The 21,801-nt window shown below is 67.9% G+C and carries 19 protein-coding genes; all 19 read right to left on the reverse strand.

What is annotated here, in order from left to right; genetic code table 11:
• Nucleotides 1–99: 99 nt before the first annotated feature.
• The gene (locus tag ACLQ3I_RS00445; RefSeq protein ID WP_425791947.1) at nt 100–882 is read right to left on the reverse strand and encodes a hypothetical protein; all 783 of its coding nucleotides are present in this window, start codon (nt 880–882) and stop codon (nt 100–102) included.
• A gap of 24 nt (nt 883–906) precedes the next feature.
• Nucleotides 907–1,752, reverse strand: coding sequence for a DivIVA domain-containing protein (locus tag ACLQ3I_RS00450; RefSeq protein ID WP_425791945.1), 846 nt, complete (start codon nt 1,750–1,752; stop codon nt 907–909).
• A gap of 322 nt (nt 1,753–2,074) precedes the next feature.
• On the reverse strand, nt 2,075–2,395 hold the full coding sequence (locus ACLQ3I_RS00455) for a YggT family protein (protein ID WP_164309288.1): 321 nt from the start codon (nt 2,393–2,395) through the stop codon (nt 2,075–2,077).
• Nucleotides 2,396–2,669: 274 nt separating this feature from the next.
• Nucleotides 2,670–3,404 carry a cell division protein SepF gene (locus ACLQ3I_RS00460; protein ID WP_425791943.1) on the reverse strand — a complete coding sequence of 245 codons (735 nt, stop codon included), beginning with the start codon at nt 3,402–3,404 and terminating at the stop codon, nt 2,670–2,672.
• A 95-nt stretch (nt 3,405–3,499) separates the two neighbouring features.
• Nucleotides 3,500–4,261: a YggS family pyridoxal phosphate enzyme gene (locus ACLQ3I_RS00465; protein WP_425791941.1), complete on the reverse strand. Its 762-nt coding sequence runs from the start codon at nt 4,259–4,261 to the stop codon at nt 3,500–3,502.
• Complete coding sequence (pgeF, locus tag ACLQ3I_RS00470; RefSeq protein WP_425799830.1) at nt 4,254–4,982, reverse strand: peptidoglycan editing factor PgeF; 729 nt, start codon at nt 4,980–4,982, stop codon at nt 4,254–4,256. The genes ACLQ3I_RS00465 and pgeF overlap by 8 nt, the downstream gene beginning before the upstream one ends.
• 8 nt (nt 4,983–4,990) lie before the next feature.
• A complete protein-coding gene (gene ftsZ / locus ACLQ3I_RS00475; RefSeq protein WP_425791937.1) occupies nt 4,991–6,163 on the reverse strand; it encodes a cell division protein FtsZ in 1,173 nt (390 codons plus the stop codon).
• Nucleotides 6,164–6,383: 220 nt separating this feature from the next.
• Entirely contained in the window at nt 6,384–7,091 is a 708-nt protein-coding gene (locus ACLQ3I_RS00480) for a cell division protein FtsQ/DivIB (protein ID WP_425791935.1), read from the reverse strand.
• Nucleotides 7,088–8,698: a UDP-N-acetylmuramate--L-alanine ligase gene (gene murC / locus ACLQ3I_RS00485; protein ID WP_425791933.1), complete on the reverse strand. Its 1,611-nt coding sequence runs from the start codon at nt 8,696–8,698 to the stop codon at nt 7,088–7,090. Before murC ends, ACLQ3I_RS00480 begins: the two co-directional genes overlap by 4 nt.
• 73 nt (nt 8,699–8,771) lie before the next feature.
• Nucleotides 8,772–9,968 carry an undecaprenyldiphospho-muramoylpentapeptide beta-N-acetylglucosaminyltransferase gene (murG, locus tag ACLQ3I_RS00490; RefSeq protein ID WP_425799831.1) on the reverse strand — a complete coding sequence of 399 codons (1,197 nt, stop codon included), beginning with the start codon at nt 9,966–9,968 and terminating at the stop codon, nt 8,772–8,774.
• Between the two features lie 66 nt (nt 9,969–10,034).
• The gene (gene ftsW, locus ACLQ3I_RS00495) at nt 10,035–11,741 is read right to left on the reverse strand and encodes a putative lipid II flippase FtsW (RefSeq protein WP_425799832.1); all 1,707 of its coding nucleotides are present in this window, start codon (nt 11,739–11,741) and stop codon (nt 10,035–10,037) included.
• Nucleotides 11,738–13,330, reverse strand: a complete 1,593-nt coding sequence (gene murD / locus ACLQ3I_RS00500) for a UDP-N-acetylmuramoyl-L-alanine--D-glutamate ligase (RefSeq protein WP_425791927.1) — start codon at nt 13,328–13,330, stop codon at nt 11,738–11,740. Before murD ends, ftsW begins: the two co-directional genes overlap by 4 nt.
• Nucleotides 13,323–14,417, reverse strand: coding sequence for a phospho-N-acetylmuramoyl-pentapeptide-transferase (gene mraY, locus ACLQ3I_RS00505; protein WP_425791925.1), 1,095 nt, complete (start codon nt 14,415–14,417; stop codon nt 13,323–13,325). The genes murD and mraY overlap by 8 nt, the downstream gene beginning before the upstream one ends.
• 37 nt (nt 14,418–14,454) lie before the next feature.
• Nucleotides 14,455–15,015: a UDP-N-acetylmuramoyl-tripeptide--D-alanyl-D-alanine ligase gene (locus ACLQ3I_RS00510; RefSeq protein ID WP_425791923.1), complete on the reverse strand. Its 561-nt coding sequence runs from the start codon at nt 15,013–15,015 to the stop codon at nt 14,455–14,457.
• Nucleotides 15,012–16,640, reverse strand: a complete 1,629-nt coding sequence (locus tag ACLQ3I_RS00515; protein ID WP_425799833.1) for a UDP-N-acetylmuramoyl-L-alanyl-D-glutamate--2,6-diaminopimelate ligase — start codon at nt 16,638–16,640, stop codon at nt 15,012–15,014. The genes ACLQ3I_RS00510 and ACLQ3I_RS00515 overlap by 4 nt, the downstream gene beginning before the upstream one ends.
• A gap of 161 nt (nt 16,641–16,801) precedes the next feature.
• Nucleotides 16,802–18,727 (reverse strand): peptidoglycan D,D-transpeptidase FtsI family protein, encoded by a 1,926-nt coding sequence (locus ACLQ3I_RS00520; RefSeq protein WP_425799834.1) that lies wholly within the window; start codon nt 18,725–18,727, stop codon nt 16,802–16,804.
• Between the two features lie 21 nt (nt 18,728–18,748).
• On the reverse strand, nt 18,749–19,666 hold the full coding sequence (locus ACLQ3I_RS00525; RefSeq protein ID WP_425799835.1) for a hypothetical protein: 918 nt from the start codon (nt 19,664–19,666) through the stop codon (nt 18,749–18,751).
• Nucleotides 19,663–20,610 (reverse strand): 16S rRNA (cytosine(1402)-N(4))-methyltransferase RsmH, encoded by a 948-nt coding sequence (rsmH, locus tag ACLQ3I_RS00530; protein WP_425792110.1) that lies wholly within the window; start codon nt 20,608–20,610, stop codon nt 19,663–19,665. The genes ACLQ3I_RS00525 and rsmH overlap by 4 nt, the downstream gene beginning before the upstream one ends.
• A 292-nt stretch (nt 20,611–20,902) precedes the next feature.
• A complete protein-coding gene (gene mraZ / locus ACLQ3I_RS00535) occupies nt 20,903–21,343 on the reverse strand; it encodes a division/cell wall cluster transcriptional repressor MraZ (protein ID WP_425791915.1) in 441 nt (146 codons plus the stop codon).
• Between the last annotated feature and the right edge of the window lie 458 nt (nt 21,344–21,801).

Below are 21,801 nucleotides of genomic sequence, written 5' to 3' on the forward strand. Positions count from 1 at the left end.
GTGCTCCCCGGTGATTGCCGGATCAACGCAGCATCGAGTGTAGCCGCGGAACCGGCGTGCAGACCAATCGTTTGTCGAGGGGCCGTCGGTGACCCGCGGTCATTCCGGCGGGGGCCGCCAGTTCGGGTCCAGCGGATCGAATTTCTGTGTGCGGGACTCACGCGGGTGCGACCGATCCTCGTCCCCGGTCTCCCACCCCTCCGAAGGCTGGTGCCCCGGCGGGCGCTGTTGCGGTCCACTCGGCGCCGACGGGCGGCGCTGCTGAGGAGGAAACGACTCGGTGGCCGGATCGTCGGGGGCCGCGTGGGTTCCCGGCGCCCCGCGCCCGGGCGGCGGGAACTGCCTCTCATACGATCCCGGTCCGCGCGGAGGCGGCGAAGGGGTCTGATCCGCGGGACGCGGCGCAGTCACGCCGGCGTCACCGCCGTAGCCACCGACCGAACGCAGATAGTCGTCGTAGGTGCCCTCGCGGCCGGCCCGAGGCACGGACTCACCCTGGTGCGGTTCCGGCGGTCGCGGTGCGGACCGTGTGCCGCCGGCATCGGCTGTCGGTGTATCGGATGCGCGCTGGGGCGCGTCGCTCGCGACTCCGGATCGGGGCTCGGTCGGCGCCGACCTCGTCCGCGTATCCGAGGCCCCCTCATGACGTCCGCCGGCATCCTCATTCGCCACGGACAACGAACCGTCATCGGCCGCAACGAAATCGCTGATGGACGGCTCCTCGTTGCGACGACCCGACCCGACGATGTCGGCGATCAGCAATCCGAGGCCTACCAAACACACGATGATGCACGCGATGGCGAGCCACACGGTACCGGTGATCAGGCCGAGCACCAGTAGCACAAACCCGACCAGCGTTGCCGCCAGGGCCAGCGTCAGCACGAACTACTCCCTGCTACTCGCCGACTAACTCGGTGAGTAACTGGTGAAACCGCCGTTACCCGGATCCGAAGAGAAGGAATCGGCACGTCCACCCTCGACGGGTGCCGCACTTCCTCGCTGCTGCAACTCCTCGAGCTGGGACTCCAGGTAGGTCTTGAGACGGGTCCGGTACTCGCGCTCGTACACCTTCAGCTGTTCGATCCGGCCCTCGAGCACGGTCCGCTGCTGGTTGATGGTGCCCATGATCTCGCTGTGCTTGCGCTCTGCATCGCTCTGCAGGGCGTCGGCACGCTCCTGTGCCTGGCGCACCTGCGCCTCCGAACGCGTCTGCGCGTCGGCGAGGATGGCCTCCGACCGCTGTCGCGCATCGGTGAGCAGCCCGTCCGCCTTGGCCTGCGCTTCCGACACCATCGTGTCGGCACGCGTTCGCGCATCCGTGACCAGCGAATCGGCCTCCTGCCGCGAGGTCGAGGTCAGGCGGTCCGCGGTGTCCTGGGCGAGCGCGAGCACGCGGGCGGCACGGACGTTCGCGTCGTCCCCGCCGAACTCTTGCTTGGGTGCAGCGCTCTGCTGTGGTGCCTGCTGTTCCGGCGCGGCGGCGAAGACCTGCGTGCGCTCCTCTGCGGCCGGTGCGGACGACGCGGCGGCCGCGGCCGCTCCGGCGGCGGGCGCCGACGAACGTGCATCAGCCAGATCGCCTTCGAGCTCCTCGACCCTCTGTTTCAGGTCGCCGTTCTCCTCGATGAGACGGGCCAGTTCGGCCTCGACAAAGTCGAGGAACTGATCGACTTCATCCTCGTTGTAGCCGCGTTTACCGATAGGCGGTTTGCTGAACGCGACGTTGTGCACATCAGCTGGAGTCAGCCGCATGTCGGTTCCCCTCATTTGTCGGTCGAGATCATCTTTGTCAGTCGAGATGTGGGTCGGGATCAAGCTCTGTTCAGTTGGCAGCACACCCAGTCTGCACAGTCTTTGCTACAGGCTGTCACTGTTTATTCATACCAGTCCAATTGGTAACTGGCGTCAAATCCTGTCACACGAGAACCGTTCGTAGCAGGAGATCGATGCGCTCTTGCAATGAAACGGTCACTCGATGATGACATCCAACCGTAAACCACCGAAGGTGTGCAGTCATCGACCAGGTTCGGCCCGTCGGCGACGGCCCGGAGTCGATCACAACAAACCCCCCAGCTCACGCCAATCCTGCCAGGGCGGCCGCCGAGCTCCGGCTGAGTGAACTGACGATCTGCATGGCGATCAACACCACGATCATCACGATCATGAGCGAGAGGTCGAGGCGCACCGGCCCCAGCGGGATCGGCGGGAGGATCCTCCGCAATGCCCTGATCGGGGGATCCGTCGTGGTGAACACGATCTCGATGATCACCACCGCGAACCCCGTGGGCCGCCATTCACGTGCGAAGGTCCGCACCAGTTCGACGACAAGTCGCGCGAGGAGGAGCAGCCAGTAGATGAACAGCAGGTAATAGAGAACCTGGAACAGAATCGTCACCACACCAGGTTGCCTGATATGTCCCACCGGTGCTGAATCGGCCCGCTCCCTACGCTCCCGGCGCCGGTGCTGAATCGGCCCGCTCCCTACGCTCCCGGCGCCGGTGCTGAATCGGCCCGCTCCCTACGCTCCCGGCGCGGCGCCGAATCGGCCCGCTCCCTACGCTCCCGGCGCGGCGCCGAATCGGCCCGCTCGCTACGCTCCCGGCGCCGGACACGACAACGGCCCTCCCACATCGCCATGATGCAGAGAGGGCCGCTGCCCGAACGTGTGCTCAGCTGTGGTTGTAGAACCCGGTCTCGGCGATCTTGCGCCGATCCTCGGGCGAGACGTCGACGTCGGCAGGCGACAGGAGGAAGACTTTCGTCGCCACCTTGTCGAAGGAGCCGCGCAAGGCGAACGCCAGACCCGCGGCGAAATCGACGAGTCGCTTCGCGTCGTCGTTGCTCATGTCGACGAGATCCATGATGACCGGGTTCCCGTCGCGGAAACGCTCACCGATCGTGCGGGCCTCCCCGTAGTCCGACGGGCGGAGGGTGGTGATCTTCTGCAGCGGACCATCGGCGAAGACGCGCTCGAGTTCACGCTCGTCGGTGTTCATCGGTGCGCGCGGCACACCGGCCGCCCGCATGCCCGATCGCTGCAATGGTTCGAGCCGCTGCGGACGCATCCGCTCGACCTGCTCGCCGGCGTGCCGACCACCGGCGTAGGCATATTCCGGGACGGGCTCGTATCCGCCGCCGTCGTAGGAATTCATCTCGTACCCGTTCCCCCCGAAGCCCTGCTGATCGAATTCCGCCGGAAAGCGGCGATCGTCGACGTACGCGAAGTCGACGTCGCGCGGACCCTCGCGGAAGCCGGGTTCGCGATAAGCGGACTCACCGTAGTAGTCGTCGCGATAGGCGCGTCCGCCGCGCACCGGACCACCCGGTTCCTCCAGGTAGTCGTCCTCGTATTCACCTGGAGGCACCATGCCGAAATATGCTTTGAACTTCTGCATCGTGGTCATAGCTGGCCTCTCTGTCGTCCAACGCTGCCGGGGGAAGCAGTGGGTGGTGCAGTTGTCGATCTGTGTGCTCGTTGGTTCTCATGTGACCAATGTGATTACTGAGAGACTAACGGTCGAGGTCCCATGATCGCGGTACCGACACGCACGCATGTCGAACCGTGCGCCACCGCGGATTCCAGGTCACCCGACATCCCGGCGGACAGTGCGCGGGCCTCCGGATGATCGGCGAGGAAGCCCTCGCGGATCTCGGCAGCCCGTGACATCCAATGGTCGACCGAACCCTCGAGCGGCGCGATCACCATGAGGCCGGCCAGAAATAGTCCGGGCGCGGTCCGGACACGCTCGGCCAGCTCCGGCAGATCGTCGACCAGTGCGCCACCCCGATGCGGATCCCCGTCGAGGCTCACCTGCAACAGAATGCCCAGCCGCTCGGACCGCTCGCCCGCATCCACCGCCGCCTGCGCCCCCCGAGAGAGGGCGTCGACCACCTTGTCCCGATCCACAGAATGCACCGAACGGGCCCACGCGGCAACAGTTTTCGCTTTCTTGGACTGGACAGAACCGATCATGTCGAAGACCGCGGCCGGATCACCGGGCCGACCATCCGTCGGGTCGTCCGCAGCGAGCTCGGCCAGCTTGCGGCTCGCCTCCGGTTCCCGCGACTCACCGAAGCACCGCACGCCGAGGCCGAGCAGCCGCCGCACGTCGTCGGCCGGGAAGTACTTGGTCACCACCATCAACTCGACGTCGCCGCGTTTCCGGCCGGCCGCGGCGACCGCAGCATCGAGACGCTCGCGCGCAGCCGAATATCGTTCGGCCAGTTCGCGTGTCCGCGCGTCAATCACCTCGTCAGCCATCGGCACCCTCGGCGGGCCGGGAGTCCATCCAGATCACCGAGGCGAGCCGGCCGGTCGGCGCGCCACGACGATGACTGAACAGTTCAGGGTCCGCGACAGTGCTCCGCGGATCCGCGGCCACCGCACCCACACCTGCGGCGAGGAGTTGACGGCGCAGTCCCGCGCGCAGGTCCAGACCCGTTGTGCCCTTGGCGGTCACACAGGCGCTGCCGGGGAGATGTTCTTCGACGTCGCGCTGCATGTGCGGCGGCACCTCGTAGTCGGCCCCGGCGGCTGCCGGCCCGAGCAGGACGCCGATCCGCTCCGGCCGGGCGCCGAGTTCGATCATCGCGCGCAATGTCGCCGGCACGATCCCGATGCGTGCACCAACTCGTCCGGCGTGCACGCCTGCGATCACGCCGGCCTCGTCGTCGGAGAGCAGTACCGGCACACAGTCCGCGGACAACACAGCCAGCGCCAGGTCGGTCTCCGTGGTGACCAATGCGTCGGTCGCCGGCACCGGCTCGTCCACCGGACCGGTCACCACGGTGACATTGCGACTGTGGATCTGTTCCATCCACACGATCCGTCCTGCCGCCAGTCCGACCTGCTCGGCGAGTCGAGTCCGGTTCTCGGCAACGGCTTTCGGGTCATCGCCGACATGATCGCCCAGGTTGAACGAATCGTAAGGCGCCACCGAAGCGCCACCGGACCGGCTGGTGACCACGCGGCGAACCCGCACGGGCGAGCTCAGCGCTTCATGAACGACGGCACATCGACGTCGTCGTCGTCGAGGGTGACGTTGTTGCGCCGCGGACGCTCCTGCGCCTCGACGAACGGGTCGCCGGTGCCGGCCGGCATCTTGCCGAACAGCGGGTCGTTGTCCTGTGAGTTGGCCGCGACCGCACCCGCCTGTCCGGAACCGACGGTCGACTTGCCCGTCGCGGCGGCCGGGATCTCGGTGCGCTTACGCGGTGCGCCACTGTCGAATCCGGCCGCGATGACGGTCACGCGAACCTCGTCGCCGAGGTTGTCGTCGATCACGGTGCCGAAGATGATGTTGGCGTCCTCGTGGGCGGCCTCTTGCACCTGTGTCGCCGCGTTGTGGATCTCGAACAGACCGAGATCACTGCCGCCTGCGATCGAGATGAGCACGCCGCGAGCACCTTCCATCGATGCCTCGAGGAGTGGCGAGTTGATCGCCGCCTCGGCCGCCTTCTTCGCGCGTTCCTCGCCGCGCGAGGACCCGATGCCCATCAGGGCGCTGCCCGCGTCGCTCATCACACCCTTGACGTCGGCGAAGTCGACGTTGATCAGCCCCGGGGTGGTGATCAGATCGGTGATGCCCTGAACACCGTTGAGCAGCACCTCATCTGCGCTGCGGAACGCATCCATCAGACTGACCTGCGCGTCGCCGAGCTGTAGGAGCCGATCGTTGGGGATGACGATGAGGGTGTCGCAGGATTCCCGGAGCGCCGTGATACCCGCCTCCGCCTGCCCGCCGCGGCGCTTGCCCTCGAAGGAGAAGGGCCGCGTGACGACACCCACCGTCAGTGCGCCGAGTTTGCGGGCGATCGACGCCACGACCGGCGCACCGCCGGTTCCGGTGCCGCCGCCCTCACCGGCGGTCACGAACACCATGTCGGCGCCCTTGAGGAGTTCCTCGATCTCGTCGCGGGCATCCTCGGCCGCGCGACGCCCGACCTCCGGGTCGGCGCCGGCACCGAGCCCACGGGTCGAGTCCCGACCGACGTCGAGTTTGACGTCGGCGTCGCTCATCAACAGGGCCTGGGCATCGGTGTTGATGGCAATGAACTCAACACCTTTCAGTCCCTGTTCGATCATTCGGTTGACGGCATTGACACCGCCGCCGCCGATGCCGACGACCTTGATCACGGCCAGGTAGTTGTGCGGTGGCGTCATGTGCCCGCCTTCCTCGTTCGATCCGAAACCCTAAACCTGAACCATAGATTTAGAGTTATGTCAAGTAGATGGATGATGGGGATGACGTTAGGCACCGAATGGCGCGGTAACCAGCAAGCGTGCGGCGTGTCGCGAAGTTGGACCGCATTTTTCATGGATGTCACGTGCCGACGACCACCACGGACGTCGACACGGCGTCGCCGGCGCGGACGCCGCGTGGTCACTTGTAGGCAGGGAACTCCGGGCTCGACACGTTGTACGTGGTCGCCGGGCGCGTCAGGAGGGCGCTGAGGGTCCGGGCCTTCTCCGCCCCTTGCCCACTGTCGCCCCAGACGACGGTCTTGTTGCCCTTGAGAGTGAACTCGATGTCGACGGGCGACGAGGCCGCCACCTTGACGACCTGTCGCCCGATCGATTCCGGCAACCCGGAGACGGCAGCGAGCGCGGCGGTCGTCGTCGGGTCGCCGGGGCCCGGATTGGGTGTCGAGAACTCCGGCAACCGGTTCATCTCTGGCGGTACACCGGTTGTGGTGTCGAAGGTCAGATATCCGACGCCGGAACGATCGAGAACATGGACCTTCTGCCCGTCGGTCACCTTCACCACCGGTTGCCGCTCGACGACGGTGATGGTCAGCGACGACGGATAGCTCCGCTGTACCCGCACCGATTCGACCGAGGGGATCGCCGCGATCCGCTGCGCGACCGCGTGCGTGTCCACCTGCAACAGCGGTGTCCCGTCGGCCACCTGGGCCGCGCCGACGATCTGGTCGGTCGGGACCGCCCGATTGTCGTGGACGTCGGTGGACCGGACCGACATCAGTGGGGTGAAGTACGCGATCAGACCGAGACCGACCACCACCACGATCACCAGGACCGTGCCCAGCAGGAGCCGGGAGCGACGCGAGGTCCCCCGCACCCGCGGACTCACGGTTGCGACCCCGGGGTTCCGGCACCGTCCGTGTCTGCACCGTTCGCTCCGGCACCGTTCGCTCCGGCACCGTCCGCGACTGCGGTGACAGCGTGGTGGGCACCGCGGTCCCGCAACGCCTCGAGAATCTCCGGTCCCTGCATGGTGATGTCACCGGCGCCGAGTGTCAGCACCAGGTCGCCGGGGCATGCCACCGATGCAACTGTCCGCGCGAGCGCGGACAGATCGGGCTGGAAGATGACCGGTCGGGTCACCCGATCGGCGATGCTGGCACCGCTGATCCCCGGGATCGGCTCTTCGCGTGCGCCGTAGACATCGGCCACGACGACCTGGTCGGCGAGATCGAGCGCCGCGGCGAAATCGACCGCGAAATCACGGGTACGCGAGAACAGATGCGGCTGGAACACCGCGATGACCCGACCCGTCCCCCGTACGTCGGTGTCGGCCGCAACGCTCTCGACCGCGAGCCGTGCGGCGGTCAACACCGCCCGGACCTCGGTCGGGTGGTGCGCGTAGTCGTCGAAGACGTCCACATCGCCTGTCCGGCCGCGGAATTCGAATCGGCGGTGAACGCCACCGAAAGCCTCGACACCGTCGATGACACCCGCCAGCGCGCCACCGGCGCGCACACAGGCGACGACAGCTCCGATCGCGTTGAGCGCCATGTGTTCGCCGGGGACGGTCAACAGCATGGTGCGCTCGACGGACGGATCGGCGATCGGCGCGTCGAACCGCACCTGCGCCACCCCACCGGAGCCCCGCGCCGACCAGGAGAGCAGCGTCGCGACCTGCTTCGCGGCAGGTGCGAGGTCCGCATGCCGACCCGCGCCGTAGCCGAACACCGACACTCCCCGTTCCGTCAGTCGCTGTGCGCATCGACCGGCCAGAGCCGCCGAGCCCTCGTCGTCGAGACACACGATGAGCGATCCGCCGGGGGCGATGCGATCGGCGAACTCGTCGAACACGTCGACGTACGCCTCGCGGGTCCCGAAGTGATCGAGATGGTCGACCTCGATGTTGGTGACCACCACAACGTCCGGGGTGTACTCGAGGAGGGACCCATCACTCTCATCGGCCTCGGCGACGAAGATGCCGCCACTGCCGTGATGGGCATTGGTGCCGGATTCGTTGAGCTCGCCACCCACCGCGAACGACGGGTCGACACCACAATGCTGCAGCGCGACAACGGCGATCGAGGTGGTGGAGGTCTTGCCATGGGTTCCGGCCACGAGCAGGGTGCGGTATCCCGCCATCAGATCCGCCAGGATCCGGGGCCGCAGCAGGACCGGAATGCCCCGCGACCGAGCCGCGACGAGTTCGGGATTGGTCTTGGGGATCGCCGCATGCGTGGTCACGACCACCGACGGACCGCCCGGCAGCTGATCGAGAGCGGACGGATCATGACCGACCTGGATGCGGGCTCCGCGGGTGCGCAGCGCGAGGATGCCCCGGCTGTTCTTCGCGTCGGAACCGGACACCTGACCGCCGCGGGCGAGCAGGATCCGGGCGAGCCCGCTCATCCCCGCGCCGCCGATACCCACCATGTGCACCCGGCGAAGGCGTTCGGGGAGTTCGCCGATGGGACCATTCACGGAATCGCCGTTCATCGTCCCACCGCCCCGGTGCCACGGCCCTGACCACGCATACCGTCATCGTGGCCTACGCCACGCACGTCAATTGTCATTGCTCGGATCCCGATCCCGGTGAGCGAAACGCGGAACGGAGCCGCCGTCGTCGGCCGCCCCCACGGTGGGCCGCCGCCAGGTCCAGCGCCGCCGACGCGACCGCGTCCGCGGCGTCACGATGACCTGAGCCGGTCGCGGCCACCGACATCCCGGCCAACCGGTCCCGGTCGGCGAGCATCGCGGGGACCTCCCGGGCCACCCAGTCCGCGGTCAGCTCGGCGTCGTCGACGATGATGCCGCCGCCGGCCTCGACCACCGGGAGCGCATTGAGGCGCTGTTCGCCGTTGCCGTGCGGGAGCGGGACATAGATCGCCGGCAGACCGGTGGCCGAGATCTCGGCCACCGTCATCGCACCCGATCGGCACATGACGAGGTCGGCCGCGGCGTAGGCCAGGTCCATCCGCTTGAGGTACCCGACCCCTCGATACGGGGGCGCACCGGGAGGCGATTGCGGATCGATCGTGTGCTTCGGGCCGAACGCATGCAGCACACCGATGCCTGCGGTCCCCAGCGCACCCGCTGCGCCGGAGACGGCGTCGTTGAGTCGTTGCGCACCTTGCGATCCCCCGAACACCAGCAACGTTGGCGCGTCCTCGTCGAGGCCGAAATAGTGGCGCGCCTTGGCACGTAGTGCCGGACGGTCGAGTTCGGTGATCACGCCGCGTACCGGGATACCGACCACGTCGGCATCGAGCCCGGAACCGGGCACGGCCGCCAGTACCCGGTCCGCGAACCGCGCGCCGACCTTGTTCGCGATCCCGGCGCTCGCATTGGCCTCGTGGATGACGATCGGCAGCCGATGACGTCCGCGGACCCGCATCTGCGCCGCGAAGTACGCCGGCAGGGCGACATAGCCGCCGAAACCGACCACGACGTCGGCGCCGACCGACGACAGGACCGACCGGGTCGCGGTCACCGCGTGGATGAGACGTGCAGGCGTCTTGGCCAGTTCCATCCCCGGCTTCCGGGGCAGCGGGACCGGCGGGATCAGCTCCAGGGGGTACCCGCGCTCGGGCACCAGGGTGGTCTCGAGGCCACGGGTGGTACCCAGGGCCGTCACCCGTGCGGTCGGGTCCAGACGGGTCACCGCATCCGCGACGGCGAGCGCGGGTTCGATGTGCCCGGCGGTCCCACCACCGGCGACCACGACCGACAGCGGCCGATCCGACGACCGACCTCGCTCAGAACTCACCCGTGCCCAACTCCATTCCGCATCGTCGGCCGCCGCGTACCGGCTGCCGTGCGGTCTCGACCGTCTTCAGTGCCGTGACCAGGTGGAACGGCCCGCCGGCCGCCACTGGTGGGTCGACCCGGCCCGCCCGGCGTCGGATGCCCCACCCCCACCGCGGTTCGAACGCGGCGGGACCGGAGCGCCACGGCGGGTACCCGTTCCCGAATACCCCGTACGGTAGTCGACCCGGACAGCGGCCGTGCGTGGTGTCCGGGCGGTCGGGGCCGGGCGCCGCACCGGCTCGCGGCCCACGGCCTCGGTGGGCGTGCCGTGCCGCAGACGTGCCCAACGCGAGGGGGCCGCGGGCGCCGGGACACGAGCCCGATCCGGGCGTCGCTGATCGAGCCGATCACGCAGGGCATCGGCACGCGTCGGGCGATACGGCACCGGCGCGGGCAGACGCAGCCAGCGACCGAGACGACCCGGTTCGCCGGTACTCAGGGCGGCCACGGCCTCCGGCTCGTGCCGCGCGGCACTGGCCAGCAGTCCGAGCATGGCCAACACGGTCAGTGTCGAGGTACCGCCCGCAGACAGCAGCGGCAGCTGGATACCGGTGACCGGCAGCAGCCCGATGACGTAGCCGATGTTGATGAAGGCCTGGGCGGTGATCAGGACGGTGATGGTGCCGGTCATCAGTCGCAGGAACGGATCCACGGACCGCACGGCGATCCGGAATCCGATGAACGCCAGGATCGCGAACAGGATCACCACGAGCAGGCCACCGATCAACCCCAGTTCTTCGCCGATGATGGCGAAGATGAAGTCGTTGTGCGCGTTCGGGAGATAGTTCCACTTCGCCCGGCTCTGCCCGAGGCCGACCCCGAACACCCCGCCGTTGGCGAGCGCGTAGGTGGCCTGGCGAGCCTGATACCCGGCACCCTGAGGGTCGTCGATGCTGCCGAGGAAGCTGAGCACGCGCTGGGATCGGTAACCCTCGACCAGTGCCAGCAGCACCGCGATCGCGGTGCCGACTGCTGCGAACGTGAGGAACACCTTCACCGGCAGGCCCGCGAACCACAGCATCGCGCCGACGATGATGGCGATCGTGATGGTGGTGGACAGATTCGGCTCGAGGATGATCAGCAGGCAGACCAGCATCGCCACCGGGACGAGCGGGATCAGGAGCTCTTTCAAGGATGCGTTGTCCCGGCGCCGGGAGGCGAGCAGATGGGCGCCCCAGACGCAGAGTGCCACCTTCACCAACTCCGACGGCTGCACCGACAATCCGCCGATCACGAACCACCGCCGAGCACCCTGGCTCAGGGTGCCGATGCCGGGGATCAGCACCAACGCGAGCAGGACCGTGGTGACGACCATCAGCGGTGCCGCGGCCCGACGCAGGAGCCGCACCGGCAGCCGGAGCATGACGTAGAAGCCCACCAGACCCAGCAGGGCGAAGATCATCTGGGTGGCGAACAGCCCGTACGACGACCCGTCCTTGGAGTAGCCCTCCACCGAGGAGGCCGACAACACCATCACCAGACCGAATACGGTCAGCAGGAACGCGATCGTCAGGATCAGGTGATACGACGCGAGGGGTCGCGACAGGAGGTTGCGCACCGCCTCGACCACCGCAGCCGGCCAACTGGTGCTCGCCGACGACGAGTCCTTCTTACCCGTGGTCGGTTGGGTGCTGGTTCGTTGTTTGCCGGTCAGCTTCGTGCCGGTCTGATTCGTGCTGGTCTGCTTCGCCGTGCGGGACGACCGCCCCGGTACCTCCGTCGAGGAGCTCATCGAGACGTTCCGCTCACGTCGGCCGCTCCCGGCAGGGACCGCGCGGCCGTCGCGAACGCGTCACCGCGTCTGCCGTACCCCGCGAACATGTCCAGAGAGGCGGCCGCCGGGGCGAGCAGCACCGCGTCGGGGCGATCGTCGGCGGTCCGGGCCAGATGCGCGGCCACCTCGACCGCCCGCTCCATCACCGCGACAGCGGCTCGGTCGGAATCGGTGTCGTCGGATCCGACCGCCGCCGAAGGCGGTTCGGTCGGGGCGCTCAGTCCGGCGGGCAGTTCTTTCCCGAGGTGTGGGGTCGCGTGCTGAACAGTCACGCGCCCATCGTCCCCTGTGAATACTGTGACTGTTGGGACTTCTGGGGCGTGTCGCGAGATCGCGTCGACGATCAGCTCACGATCGCGGCCGATCGCGACCACCCCGGCGAGTCGCTCCCGCGTGTGGCGGATCATGTCGTCGACCCGGGCGCCCTTGAGCAGCCCCCCGGCAACCAGCACCACCCGCCGATGACCCGCGATCGCGGCCTCGGCAGCGTGCGGATTGGTTGCCTTCGAGTCGTCGATGTAGTCGAGATCCTCGACGCGGGCCACCACCTCGCCGCGATGGGCGGCGGGCCGGAAGTCGCGCAGCGCCTCGGCGACCGCGTCGGGTGAGATCCCGGCCGCGAGCGCGAGTGCCGCTGCCGCCAGTGCATCGGCGGTCCCCGACGGGCCGGACGGGTGAATCGCCGCGGTCTCGACGATCGGCCGCGACGACCCCGGCGGCCCGAAGGCACGGTCGACCATCCGGGAGTCGGCCACCCCGAGCTCGCCGTCCCCCGGCGCGCTCAGCGTGAAGCCGACCCGGCGACCGGCGACCGGCAGCGATGATGCCGCGCGATCATCGAGGCCGACCACCCCGACGGCACCGCGCAGTGCGACACCCTTTGCCTCGGCGTATGCATCGAACGAGCCGTGCCAGTCGAGATGGTCGTCGGCGATGTTGAGCACCACGCCCGCATCGGGGGCCACCGAGGGAGCCCAGTGCAGCTGGAACGACGACAGCTCGGCGCAGAGGATATCCACCCGCGGTGTCTGCCGCATCGCATCGAGCGCGGGCAGGCCGATGTTGCCGCAGGCCGCCGCCGAACGACCCGCGCCGATGACGATGTCGGTGAGCATCGACGTCGTCGTCGTCTTCCCGTTGGTTCCGGTGACGACCAGCCAGGTGCGGGGCCCGCCGAGCATCCCGGCGCGGTCGACGCGCCAGGCGAGTTCGACCTCGCCCCAGATCGGCAGTCCCGCCTCGACCGCGCGGACGATGAGTGGATGTGCCGGCGAGAATCCGGGCGACGCGATGACCAGGCCGGTCTCCCCTGGCCATGCGCTGTCATCGTCGAGCAGCGACGCAGTGCCGACCAGCCGCGCGCCGAGATCGGACAGGTCGTCGTCGCCGGGATCGTCCGGACCGAACCGGGCGTCGGCGACCGTGACGCGCGCTCCGGCGTCGAGCAGGTACCGGGCTGCCGACCGGCCGGCGGTTCCGGCACCGGCGACCAGCACCGTCGTCCCCGACAGTGCGGTCACGTCGAGGTCGGGCCGCCGATCAGCCACTGACGGCCAGGAACTCGCTGTAGAACAAGGACAGGCCCAGTGCGCAGGCGATGGCCGTGAGCAGCCAGAACCTGATGATCACCGTCGTCTCGGCCCAGCCACCCAGTTCAAAATGGTGGTGGAACGGGGCCATTCGGAACACTCGTCGACCCGTGGTCCGGAAGAATGCGATCTGGATCACCACCGAGATGATCTCGGCGACGAACAGCGCGCCGATCACGACCGCGAGGAGTTCGGTTCGGGTGGTGATGGACAGGCCGGCCAGCAGGCCGCCGAGCGCCAGTGACCCGGTGTCACCCATGAAGATCTTGGCCGGGGCCGCGTTCCACCACAGGAATCCGAGGCACGCACCCCCGCCGGCGACTGCGATCAGCGCGAGATCCAGGGGATCCCGGACCACGTAACATCCCGGCGTGATCTCCGCGGTCGCCTTCGGTCCGCCTGCGCAGGCATTGCGGTACTGCCAGAAGGTGACCAGGACATACGATCCCATCACCATGGCCATCGAACCCGCGGCGAGGCCGTCGAGGCCGTCGGTGAAGTTCACCGCGTTCGACCACGCCGCCACCACGAGCCAGCAGAAGACCACGAAGACGATCGACCACATCGAGATGGCGTCGATGTCGCGGACGTAGGACAGATGGGTGCTCGCAGGCGTGTACCCGGCGTCGTTGCGGAACTGCAGCACGAGCACGCCGAAGAGGATGGCGGCAGCGAACTGCCCGATCGACTTGGCGGTCTTGTTGAGCCCAAGGTTCCGGTGCTTGCGGATCTTGATGATGTCGTCGAGGAACCCGACACCTCCGAGCGCGGTGGCCAGACCCAGGACGAGCAACCCCGACGCGGTGACCCCTGTTCCGCCGGTGAACAGGCCGACGATGTGGGACCCGAGATAGCCCGCCCACAACGCGGCCAGGATCGCCACGCCACCCATCGACGGGGTACCGCGTTTGGTCTGGTGGCTCTGCGGGCCCTCGACCCGGATCTCCTGCCCGAAGCCCTGCCGGGTGAAGAGGCGGATGAGGAACGGCGTGAGAAGGATCGACACCGCGAGCGCGATGCCACCCGCGATCAGGATCTGTGTCACCGCGTCATCCCTGTCTGCACTGTCACCCTCGTCGCCCTCACTCGTTCGTCCCCGTCGTCGACATGCTCGATGGCCCGTCCCCCATACCTTCGTGCGCGATGTTCTCGCGTTCGGTTGTCTCGTCTTCCGCGCCGTCGCCCGAGATGTCGTCGCGCACCGGCCAGAGGGTCGCGAGTTCGGCGATCCCGGGTTCCTCCGCGGCCAGCAGGACCACATCGCCCGGACCGGGACGCCAGTCGTCGGAGGTCAGCAGGTCGCGTGCCTCATCGACCGTCGCGACCATCCGGACCTCGTCACCCCATGAGCCTTCCATGACCGTGCCCTGGTGCAGGGCACGCACGGCGCGCGACTGCCCCACACACAGCGTCTTGTCGACCGCGAGGCGGACGATCTGACGACCGAGTCGATCGTGTTCGACGACACGTTCGTTCTCCGTGAGTCCGTCGCCGACGGCGAGCTCACCGAGGATCGCCCAGGTGCGCGGCCGCTCGGCCCCCGCCGAGGGGGTCGCGCCCGCCTCCGCCAGTCTGCGCAGCATGACCCGCACCTCGTCGATGTGGACCGACGACGCCACGAGAACCGTAGGTGGCGTCGTCACTTCTCGTCCTCCCCGATGGCCGGCGGTGCGATCGACGAATCGAGGGCGGCCCCGGCGACCAGGCGGTCGTCGAAAGGATGCTTGACACCGTCGATCTCCTGGCCGGTCTCGTGTCCCTTGCCCGCGATGAGCACGGTGTCGCCCGGTGCCGCCCAGGCGATGGCCGCCGCGATGGCCTCGGCCCGATCCCCGATCTCGCGTACGTCGTGAACATCTCCGTCGAGCTTTGCGGCCCGTGCACCGCCGAGAATCTCGGCGCGGATCGCGGCTGCGTCCTCGGTGCGCGGATTGTCGTCGGTGACGATCACGAGTTCGGCACCGCGAACGGCGATCTCACCCATGATGGGCCGCTTGCCCACATCACGGTCGCCGCCGGCCCCGACCACCACTGCGATGCGCCCCCGGGTCTGCTCGCGCAGCGTGGCGATCACCGCCTCGAGCGCCGCGGGTTTGTGCGCATAGTCGACGACGACAAGGAACTCCTGCCCACGGTCGATACGCTCGAGCCGGCCCGGGACCGCGACGCCGGAGATCGCGCCGATCGCCGCCGACGAGGTGACACCGGCACCGACCGCGATCGCCACCGCCGTCAAGGCATTGGCCACGTTGTAGCGGCCCGGCAGTGGCACCACCATGTCCTGGTCGCCGCCGCCGGGCACCGTCACCGTCACTTGCTGGGCGCCGTCAGCGCCCACTGTCGACGGACCTGCATGCCAGTGCGCCGGCACGGTTCCGGTCGACACGGTCACCGGGGGCGACTGCTTGTCCGAACGGGCGATCTCGACCATCCGGCGACCCCACTCGTCGTCGACGCAGATGATCGGTCGCACCGCGTGTGTCGGCGACGACGGTGCGAACAACCGCGCCTTGGCGTCGAAGTAGGCCCGCATCGAATGGTGGAAATCCAGGTGGTCCTGCGACAGGTTCGTGAACGCCCCGATCGCGAACTGGGCGCCGTCGACCCGGCCCAGCGCGAGAGCATGGCTGGACACCTCCATCACGACGGCGTCGACGCCGCGCTCGAGCATGGTTGCCAGCATCGCCTGCAGGGTCGGGGCCTCGGGCGTGGTGAGCGCGCTGGGCTGGGCGACTCCGTTGATGCGAGTCTGCACCGTGCCCATCAGGCCCACCGAGTGCCCCGCGGCGAGCAGAGCCGCCTCGACCATGTAGGCGGTCGTGGTCTTGCCCGAGGTGCCGGTGATCCCGATCAGCTTCAGCCGGAGCGACGGGTAGCCGAAGATCCGGGCGCTCACCGGGCCGAGAACCTCTCGCGGATTCGGATGGATGAGCACCGCGCACGTCGCATCGGAGCCGAGGACCTTTGTCAGCTCCGCACGACCTGCCGGATCGGTGAGCACGGCCGTGGCGCCCGCCGCGACCGCCTGATCGGCGAACCGGGCACCGTGTGTACGGCCGCCGGGCAGTGCCGCGAACAGATCACCCGGAACCACGTCCTGGGCCCGCAACGTCACCCCGGTGACCTCGGTGTCGGCGGATGCCGAACCGACGAGGTCCACCCGAGCCCCGGTGGCCGCGGACAAGACCGACACCGCGGTCGGTGCCACGGTGGTCGGCCGAAGCATTCCCCCGGCAGGCTTCGCCCGGGTACGGCGAGTCGACGCCATCTGTGCCTCCCGCCTCCCTCGCTGTTCAACTCAGGCGACCCGGGTCGGGCTCGCCGGAACGCACTCACGATACCGTCAGCGCGATCGCTGTCCGTTACGGGTGACTGTGGACACGCACGGATTCGACATCGGTGCGCCGTTCATCGCCTGACCACCTCGGGTCAGGGCGCCTCCAGGGTCAGGCGCGGCGCCGGTCCCGACAGGGGCACCCGGTCACGCTGCAGCAACCACGACGCGATCGTCCCGAACATCGGTGCCGCCGACTGCCCGCCGCTGCCATCCGAGCTGCGTTTCGGGTTGTCCAGCATGATGCCGACCACGTATCGGGGATTGTCGGCCGGAGCGATACCCGCGAAGGTGATGTTGTAGTTCGAGTTCGAGTAGCAGCCGCAACTCGGATCGACCTGTTGGGCGGTGCCCGTCTTTCCCGATATCTGATAGCCCGCGACCGCACCCGTGTAGCCGGTCCCCTGTTGCACGCCCATCGGATCCTTCTGCATCACCGCCCGGAACATGTTCCGGACCGACTCAGCAGTCTGCGGGCTGACCACGCGGACGCCGTCCGGGCGAGCCAGGTCACCGACATCCTGACCGTCCCGCTTCTCGGACTCCAGGATGCGCGGCGGGACCCGCACACCATTGTTCGCGATGGCCTGATACATCCCGGTCATCTGCAGCAGGGTCATCGACAGTCCCTGCCCGATGGGCAGATTCGCGAACGAACCGCCCGACCATTGACTCAGCGCAGGCACCTCGCCGGCGCTCTCCGCGGGCAGCCCCACGCCGGTGCGCTGCCCGAGGCCGAATCTGTCGACCATGTCGGCGTACCGTTTCTCCCCGACCTTCCGGGCCAGCATGAGGGTTCCGACATTCGACGACTTACCGAAGATCCCGGTCGTGGTGTAGGGCTCGACACCGTGTGACCAGGCGTCGTTGACCGTCACTCCCGCCATGTTGATGCTGCCCGGCACGTGGTGGACCTCGGTCGGCGTGGTCACGCCGTACTCGATCGCTGCCGATGCCGCGATGATCTTGTTGACCGAGCCCGGCTCGAACGGCGACGTGACCGCCCGGTTGCCGAGATCGGCATTCTGCTGATCTCCCAACGGCTGCGAGGCGTTGAACGTGTTGTCGTTGGCCATCGCGACCACTTCGCCCGTCTTGGCGTCGAGGACCACCGCCGAGGCGTTCTTGGCACCCGAAGCAGCCTTGGCCGCCGACACCTGGCTCTGCACGAACCACTGGACGTCCGAGTCGATGGTGAGGCGAACGGTCGCGCCGTTGAGGGCCGGATGCACGTTGCGAGTGCTGCCCGGGATGATCGCGCCGTCGGAGCCGCGATCGTAGGTCTTGGAACCGTTGGTGCCTGCGAGTTGCGAATCGAGTGAGGCCTCGAGACCGACCAGACCGTTGCCGTCGTAGTTCACGTCGCCGATGATGTTGGCGCCCAACGACCCTCCCGGATAGAGCCGGATACTCTGCGGGTCGGCCCCGACCTCTGGGAACTCGTCGGTGATCTTGTTCGCCACCTCCGGACTGACCGACCGCGCCAGATAGACGAAGGTGTCGTCGCTCTTGAGCTTCGACAGCAGGTCCTGCTCGCTGATCGAACCACCGAGGGCCGAGGACACGCCTTTTGCGATCTCGCCGAGACGGTCGTCCACATCCGGTAGCGCGGCGTCCTTCTGGTGCGCCTCACCGATCGTCTTGCGCACCGACTTGGGCAGGAAGGTCAGCGATCGCGCTTCGTCGGTGTAGGCGAGCGGGCGACCATTGCGATCGAGGATCGCTCCGCGTTTCGCGGTGAGGATCTGGGTGTACTCGCGTTGTTGGGCCGCCTGGGCCGAGATCGACGATGCCTCCACGGTGTGCACCACGATCATCCGGATCGCCACCGCCAGCACCGCGAGGATCACCAGCGCCCCGGCGATCCGGCTGCGGCCCAGAAATGTCTCCGGTCGTTGCGGACCGCCGGCTCCGGACCCGGCACCGCCGCGACCACCTCCGGAACCACCGGAACCTCCGCGGCCACCGCGACCCCGACCGGACGAACCCGCGTCGAAACGCTGGAAGACGGCACGTGTCATGGTTGCCAATTGTCCACGCTGTTAGCGGGATTCCGTCGAATTTGCGCCCGGCGCGTTCTGGTTCGTCGGCAAGACGTTGGGTGCGGGGCGGGTCGCTGGTGCCGCGGGTGCGGCTGGTGCGGCTGGTGCGGCTGGTGCGGCCGAGTCCGTCGTCGCTGCGGACCCCTCAGGGGTCACGGACGATGACGCGCCGGGTGCCGGCGCCGTGCTGGGGGCAGGCGTGGGCGCGGTGGTTGGCGTCTGCGCGGGAGTACCATCTGAAGTCGAACCCTGTTGTGTACCTGAGGATTCCGATTCGCCTCCGGGAAGCCCCTCGGAATCGTCGACCTTCTTCGGGTCGATGCTGGACACCGGGTCCGGCCCGGTCGGCGGATTGATCGAACGCATGGCACGACCCTGCGCGGGTTCCGGATCACCGATCACCCGAGGCCGCCCGGTGCCGTCCACGATCATCCGCGCCGGATTCTTCGCCGGCACCATGCCCAGCCGAGATGCCTTGTCGGACAGTTCCGGCGCCGAGTCACCGGATTCGTAACTGCGCTTGAGTGAGTCACGCCGATCGACGAGCGCCTGGTTCGCCTGCCGCTCCTCACCGAGCCGATACGAATCCGCGGCAGCCTTGGTCGACAACAGCAGACTCATGCCGAGCCCGACCACGAGAAGGGCGAGTACCGGTACCACGAAAGGAATTCCGGCGATTCGAGCCCGCATCGAGATCGGTCGACCGACCGCAGGCGTCGACTTCGCCTTGGACCGGCCCGCGATCTGATCGGCCCGTTCATCCCGCTCGAGCCGTTTCCGACTACGGTCGATCGCGCGCTGGGCCGCGCGCGACCGGGTCGCGCGCTCACTCTCGAAACCCGAATGCCGCCGGCCCCGGCGGATCTGGTCCGCTTCGACGTGATCATCGTCGATCTCGATGTCCTGCAAGAGGGTCATGCGCGATCCTTTTCGTCGACACGTTCGATCACCCGGACACGCACCGGGGCCGATCGAGGGTTCTCCGTTTGCTCCTGGTCGTTCGCTCGCTCGGCGCCGCGGGTGACCAGGCGAAAATCCGGTGCCGAGTCCGGCAATTCGACCGGCAGGCCGATCGGCGAGGTCGATGTCGTTCGTGTGACGAACTCCCGCTTGACGATCCGGTCTTCCAACGACTGGTAACTCATGACGGCAACGCGCCCACCGACCCGCAGGGCCGACATCGCCGCCGGGAGTGCGCGGCGAAGTGCATCGAGCTCGTGGTTGACCTCGATGCGCAACGCCTGAAAGGTGCGTTTCGCCGGATGTCCACCGGTCCTGCGCGTAGCGGCCGGTATGGCTGCGTAGAGCAGTTCGACGAGACGGGCACTGGTGGTGAACGGTTCCTTCTCACGCTCCCGCAGAATCGCCGACGCGATCTTCCCGGCGAATCGCTCCTCGCCGTACTCGGACAGGATGCGTGCGAGGTCGCCGTGCGAGTACGTGTTGAGAATGTCTGCAGCAGTGGTGGATTCGGAGGAATTCATCCGCATGTCCAGTGGCGCGTCGACCGCGTAGGCGAAACCCCGGTCGGGACGGTCGAGTTGCATGGACGACACGCCGAGGTCGAAGAGCACCGCGTCGACGAGGTCGACACCGACGTCGGTCATCACCTCGCCGATCTCGTCGAAACGGGCCTGATGAAAGGTGATCCGCTCACCGAACTCTGACAGGCGGTCGCGCGCGATGTCGAGCGCGTTGCTGTCCCGGTCGATGCCGATCACCCGGACCCGTGGATCGGCGCGCAGTATGAGCTCGGTGTGGCCGCCTGCCCCGAGCGTGCCGTCCACGAAGATCGGAGTGCCGGCGCTTCGGGGGAACGCTGCCGTGATGAGGTCGACCATGCGGTCCGCCATCACCGGCAGATGACCGAACTCGCCAGAACGGCGGGGCGCACCGCTCGGCTCCGCGTGCGGAGTGAGCCGACCGGATTCGCCGTCCGGCTCCTCGTGGCGTGCGTTCACCGACCTCCTCCTCGGACTGTGCGGTTCGATTCGTCGGTCTCGGGCGGTGAGGGCTCGCAACGGGAGGTCTCCGATGAGGCGGGGTCTCGGCCCGATCGCGCACCTGGCGTTGGGGAAGTACGCCAGGGTCGCTCCGGGCCGAGGCCTCGACCCATCCGATCCCGTATTCATCTGTCTGCCCGGGCGGTGCCTGCTAGAGCAACGCGTCCAGGGCTGCCGAGCCCGCGGCGGAGAAGTCCTCCTCGTGCTGACTCTGGTAGTCGCTCCATGTCTGCGCGTCCCAGATCTCGAGGTGATCGAACCCGCCGATCACCACGCAGTCCTTGGACAGGCCGGCATAGTTCCGGTGCTCACCGGACAAGGTGATCCGTCCCTGTCCGTCCGGCCGCTGCTCATCGGTACTCGCGAAGAAGTACCGCTGGAACGCCCGCGCCTCCGGGTTGTTCCGCGATGCCGCCATCGTCTGTTCCGCTATCGCGTCGAACTCTTCGGCCCGATACACCGACAGGCTGCGGTCCTGGCCTCGTGTGACCATCACCCCTCCTGCCAGCGCGTCGCGGAACTTGGCGGGCAACGTGAGCCGCCCTTTGTCGTCCAACTTGGGCGTGTAGGTGCCGACAAATCGCACGGACATGTCGTCACCTCCTGCCCTACTGGGTTCGACGTCCGGTTCGCCTCACCCAGTGCTGCCACAGTACCCCACTTTCCTCCACTTTCCACCCCCGACGCTCCACTTACCCTCCACAGGATCAGAAAAGTCCAGTTCAATGGCCTGATTTCGAGTGGGGAACGATCCGCGACACGGCGCGTCGCAAGCACAGGCGGGTGGTGGCAATGATGCTCAATCACATCAAAGTGCCAGGTGAGACATGAAGTCCGCCCACGGTGGGGCGTAGTGGGGCACGCCGGTGGGGCACCGTGGGGAATCGGGGTGGGGCAGGTGGGCAATCGAAGCGGGGCACCGTGGAGAAAGCGGCTGGGAGTCGCGGGACGGGTCGCCGGCCTCAACCGGCGGGCGTCGAAGCCGAAAAGACCGCACACCGAAGTGGTGTGCGGTCTGTGAACGACCTGGCGCCGGTCTCACCCGGCGGA

Origin of the sequence: Gordonia sp. DT101 (assembly GCF_049844895.1) — a bacterium.
Lineage (GTDB): Bacteria > Actinomycetota > Actinomycetes > Mycobacteriales > Mycobacteriaceae > Gordonia.

Bases quoted from the DNA above. Each gene is read 5' to 3' on its own strand.
- ftsW (WP_425799832.1), bottom strand. From the start codon at position 11,741: ATGAGCTCCTCGACGGAGGTACCGGGGCGGTCGTCCCGCACGGCGAAG.
- ACLQ3I_RS00515 (WP_425799833.1), bottom strand. From the start codon at position 16,640: ATGGCGTCGACTCGCCGTACCCGGGCGAAGCCTGCCGGGGGAATGCTT.
- ACLQ3I_RS00465 (WP_425791941.1), bottom strand. From the start codon at position 4,261: ATGGCTGACGAGGTGATTGACGCGCGGACACGCGAACTGGCCGAACGA.
- ACLQ3I_RS00450 (WP_425791945.1), bottom strand. From the start codon at position 1,752: ATGCGGCTGACTCCAGCTGATGTGCACAACGTCGCGTTCAGCAAACCG.
- ACLQ3I_RS00525 (WP_425799835.1), bottom strand. From the start codon at position 19,666: ATGACCCTCTTGCAGGACATCGAGATCGACGATGATCACGTCGAAGCG.
- ftsZ (WP_425791937.1), bottom strand. From the start codon at position 6,163: ATGACGCCACCGCACAACTACCTGGCCGTGATCAAGGTCGTCGGCATC.
- ACLQ3I_RS00520 (WP_425799834.1), bottom strand. From the start codon at position 18,727: ATGACACGTGCCGTCTTCCAGCGTTTCGACGCGGGTTCGTCCGGTCGG.
- ACLQ3I_RS00460 (WP_425791943.1), bottom strand. From the start codon at position 3,404: ATGACCACGATGCAGAAGTTCAAAGCATATTTCGGCATGGTGCCTCCA.
- murC (WP_425791933.1), bottom strand. From the start codon at position 8,698: ATGAACGGCGATTCCGTGAATGGTCCCATCGGCGAACTCCCCGAACGC.
- mraZ (WP_425791915.1), bottom strand. From the start codon at position 21,343: ATGTCCGTGCGATTTGTCGGCACCTACACGCCCAAGTTGGACGACAAA.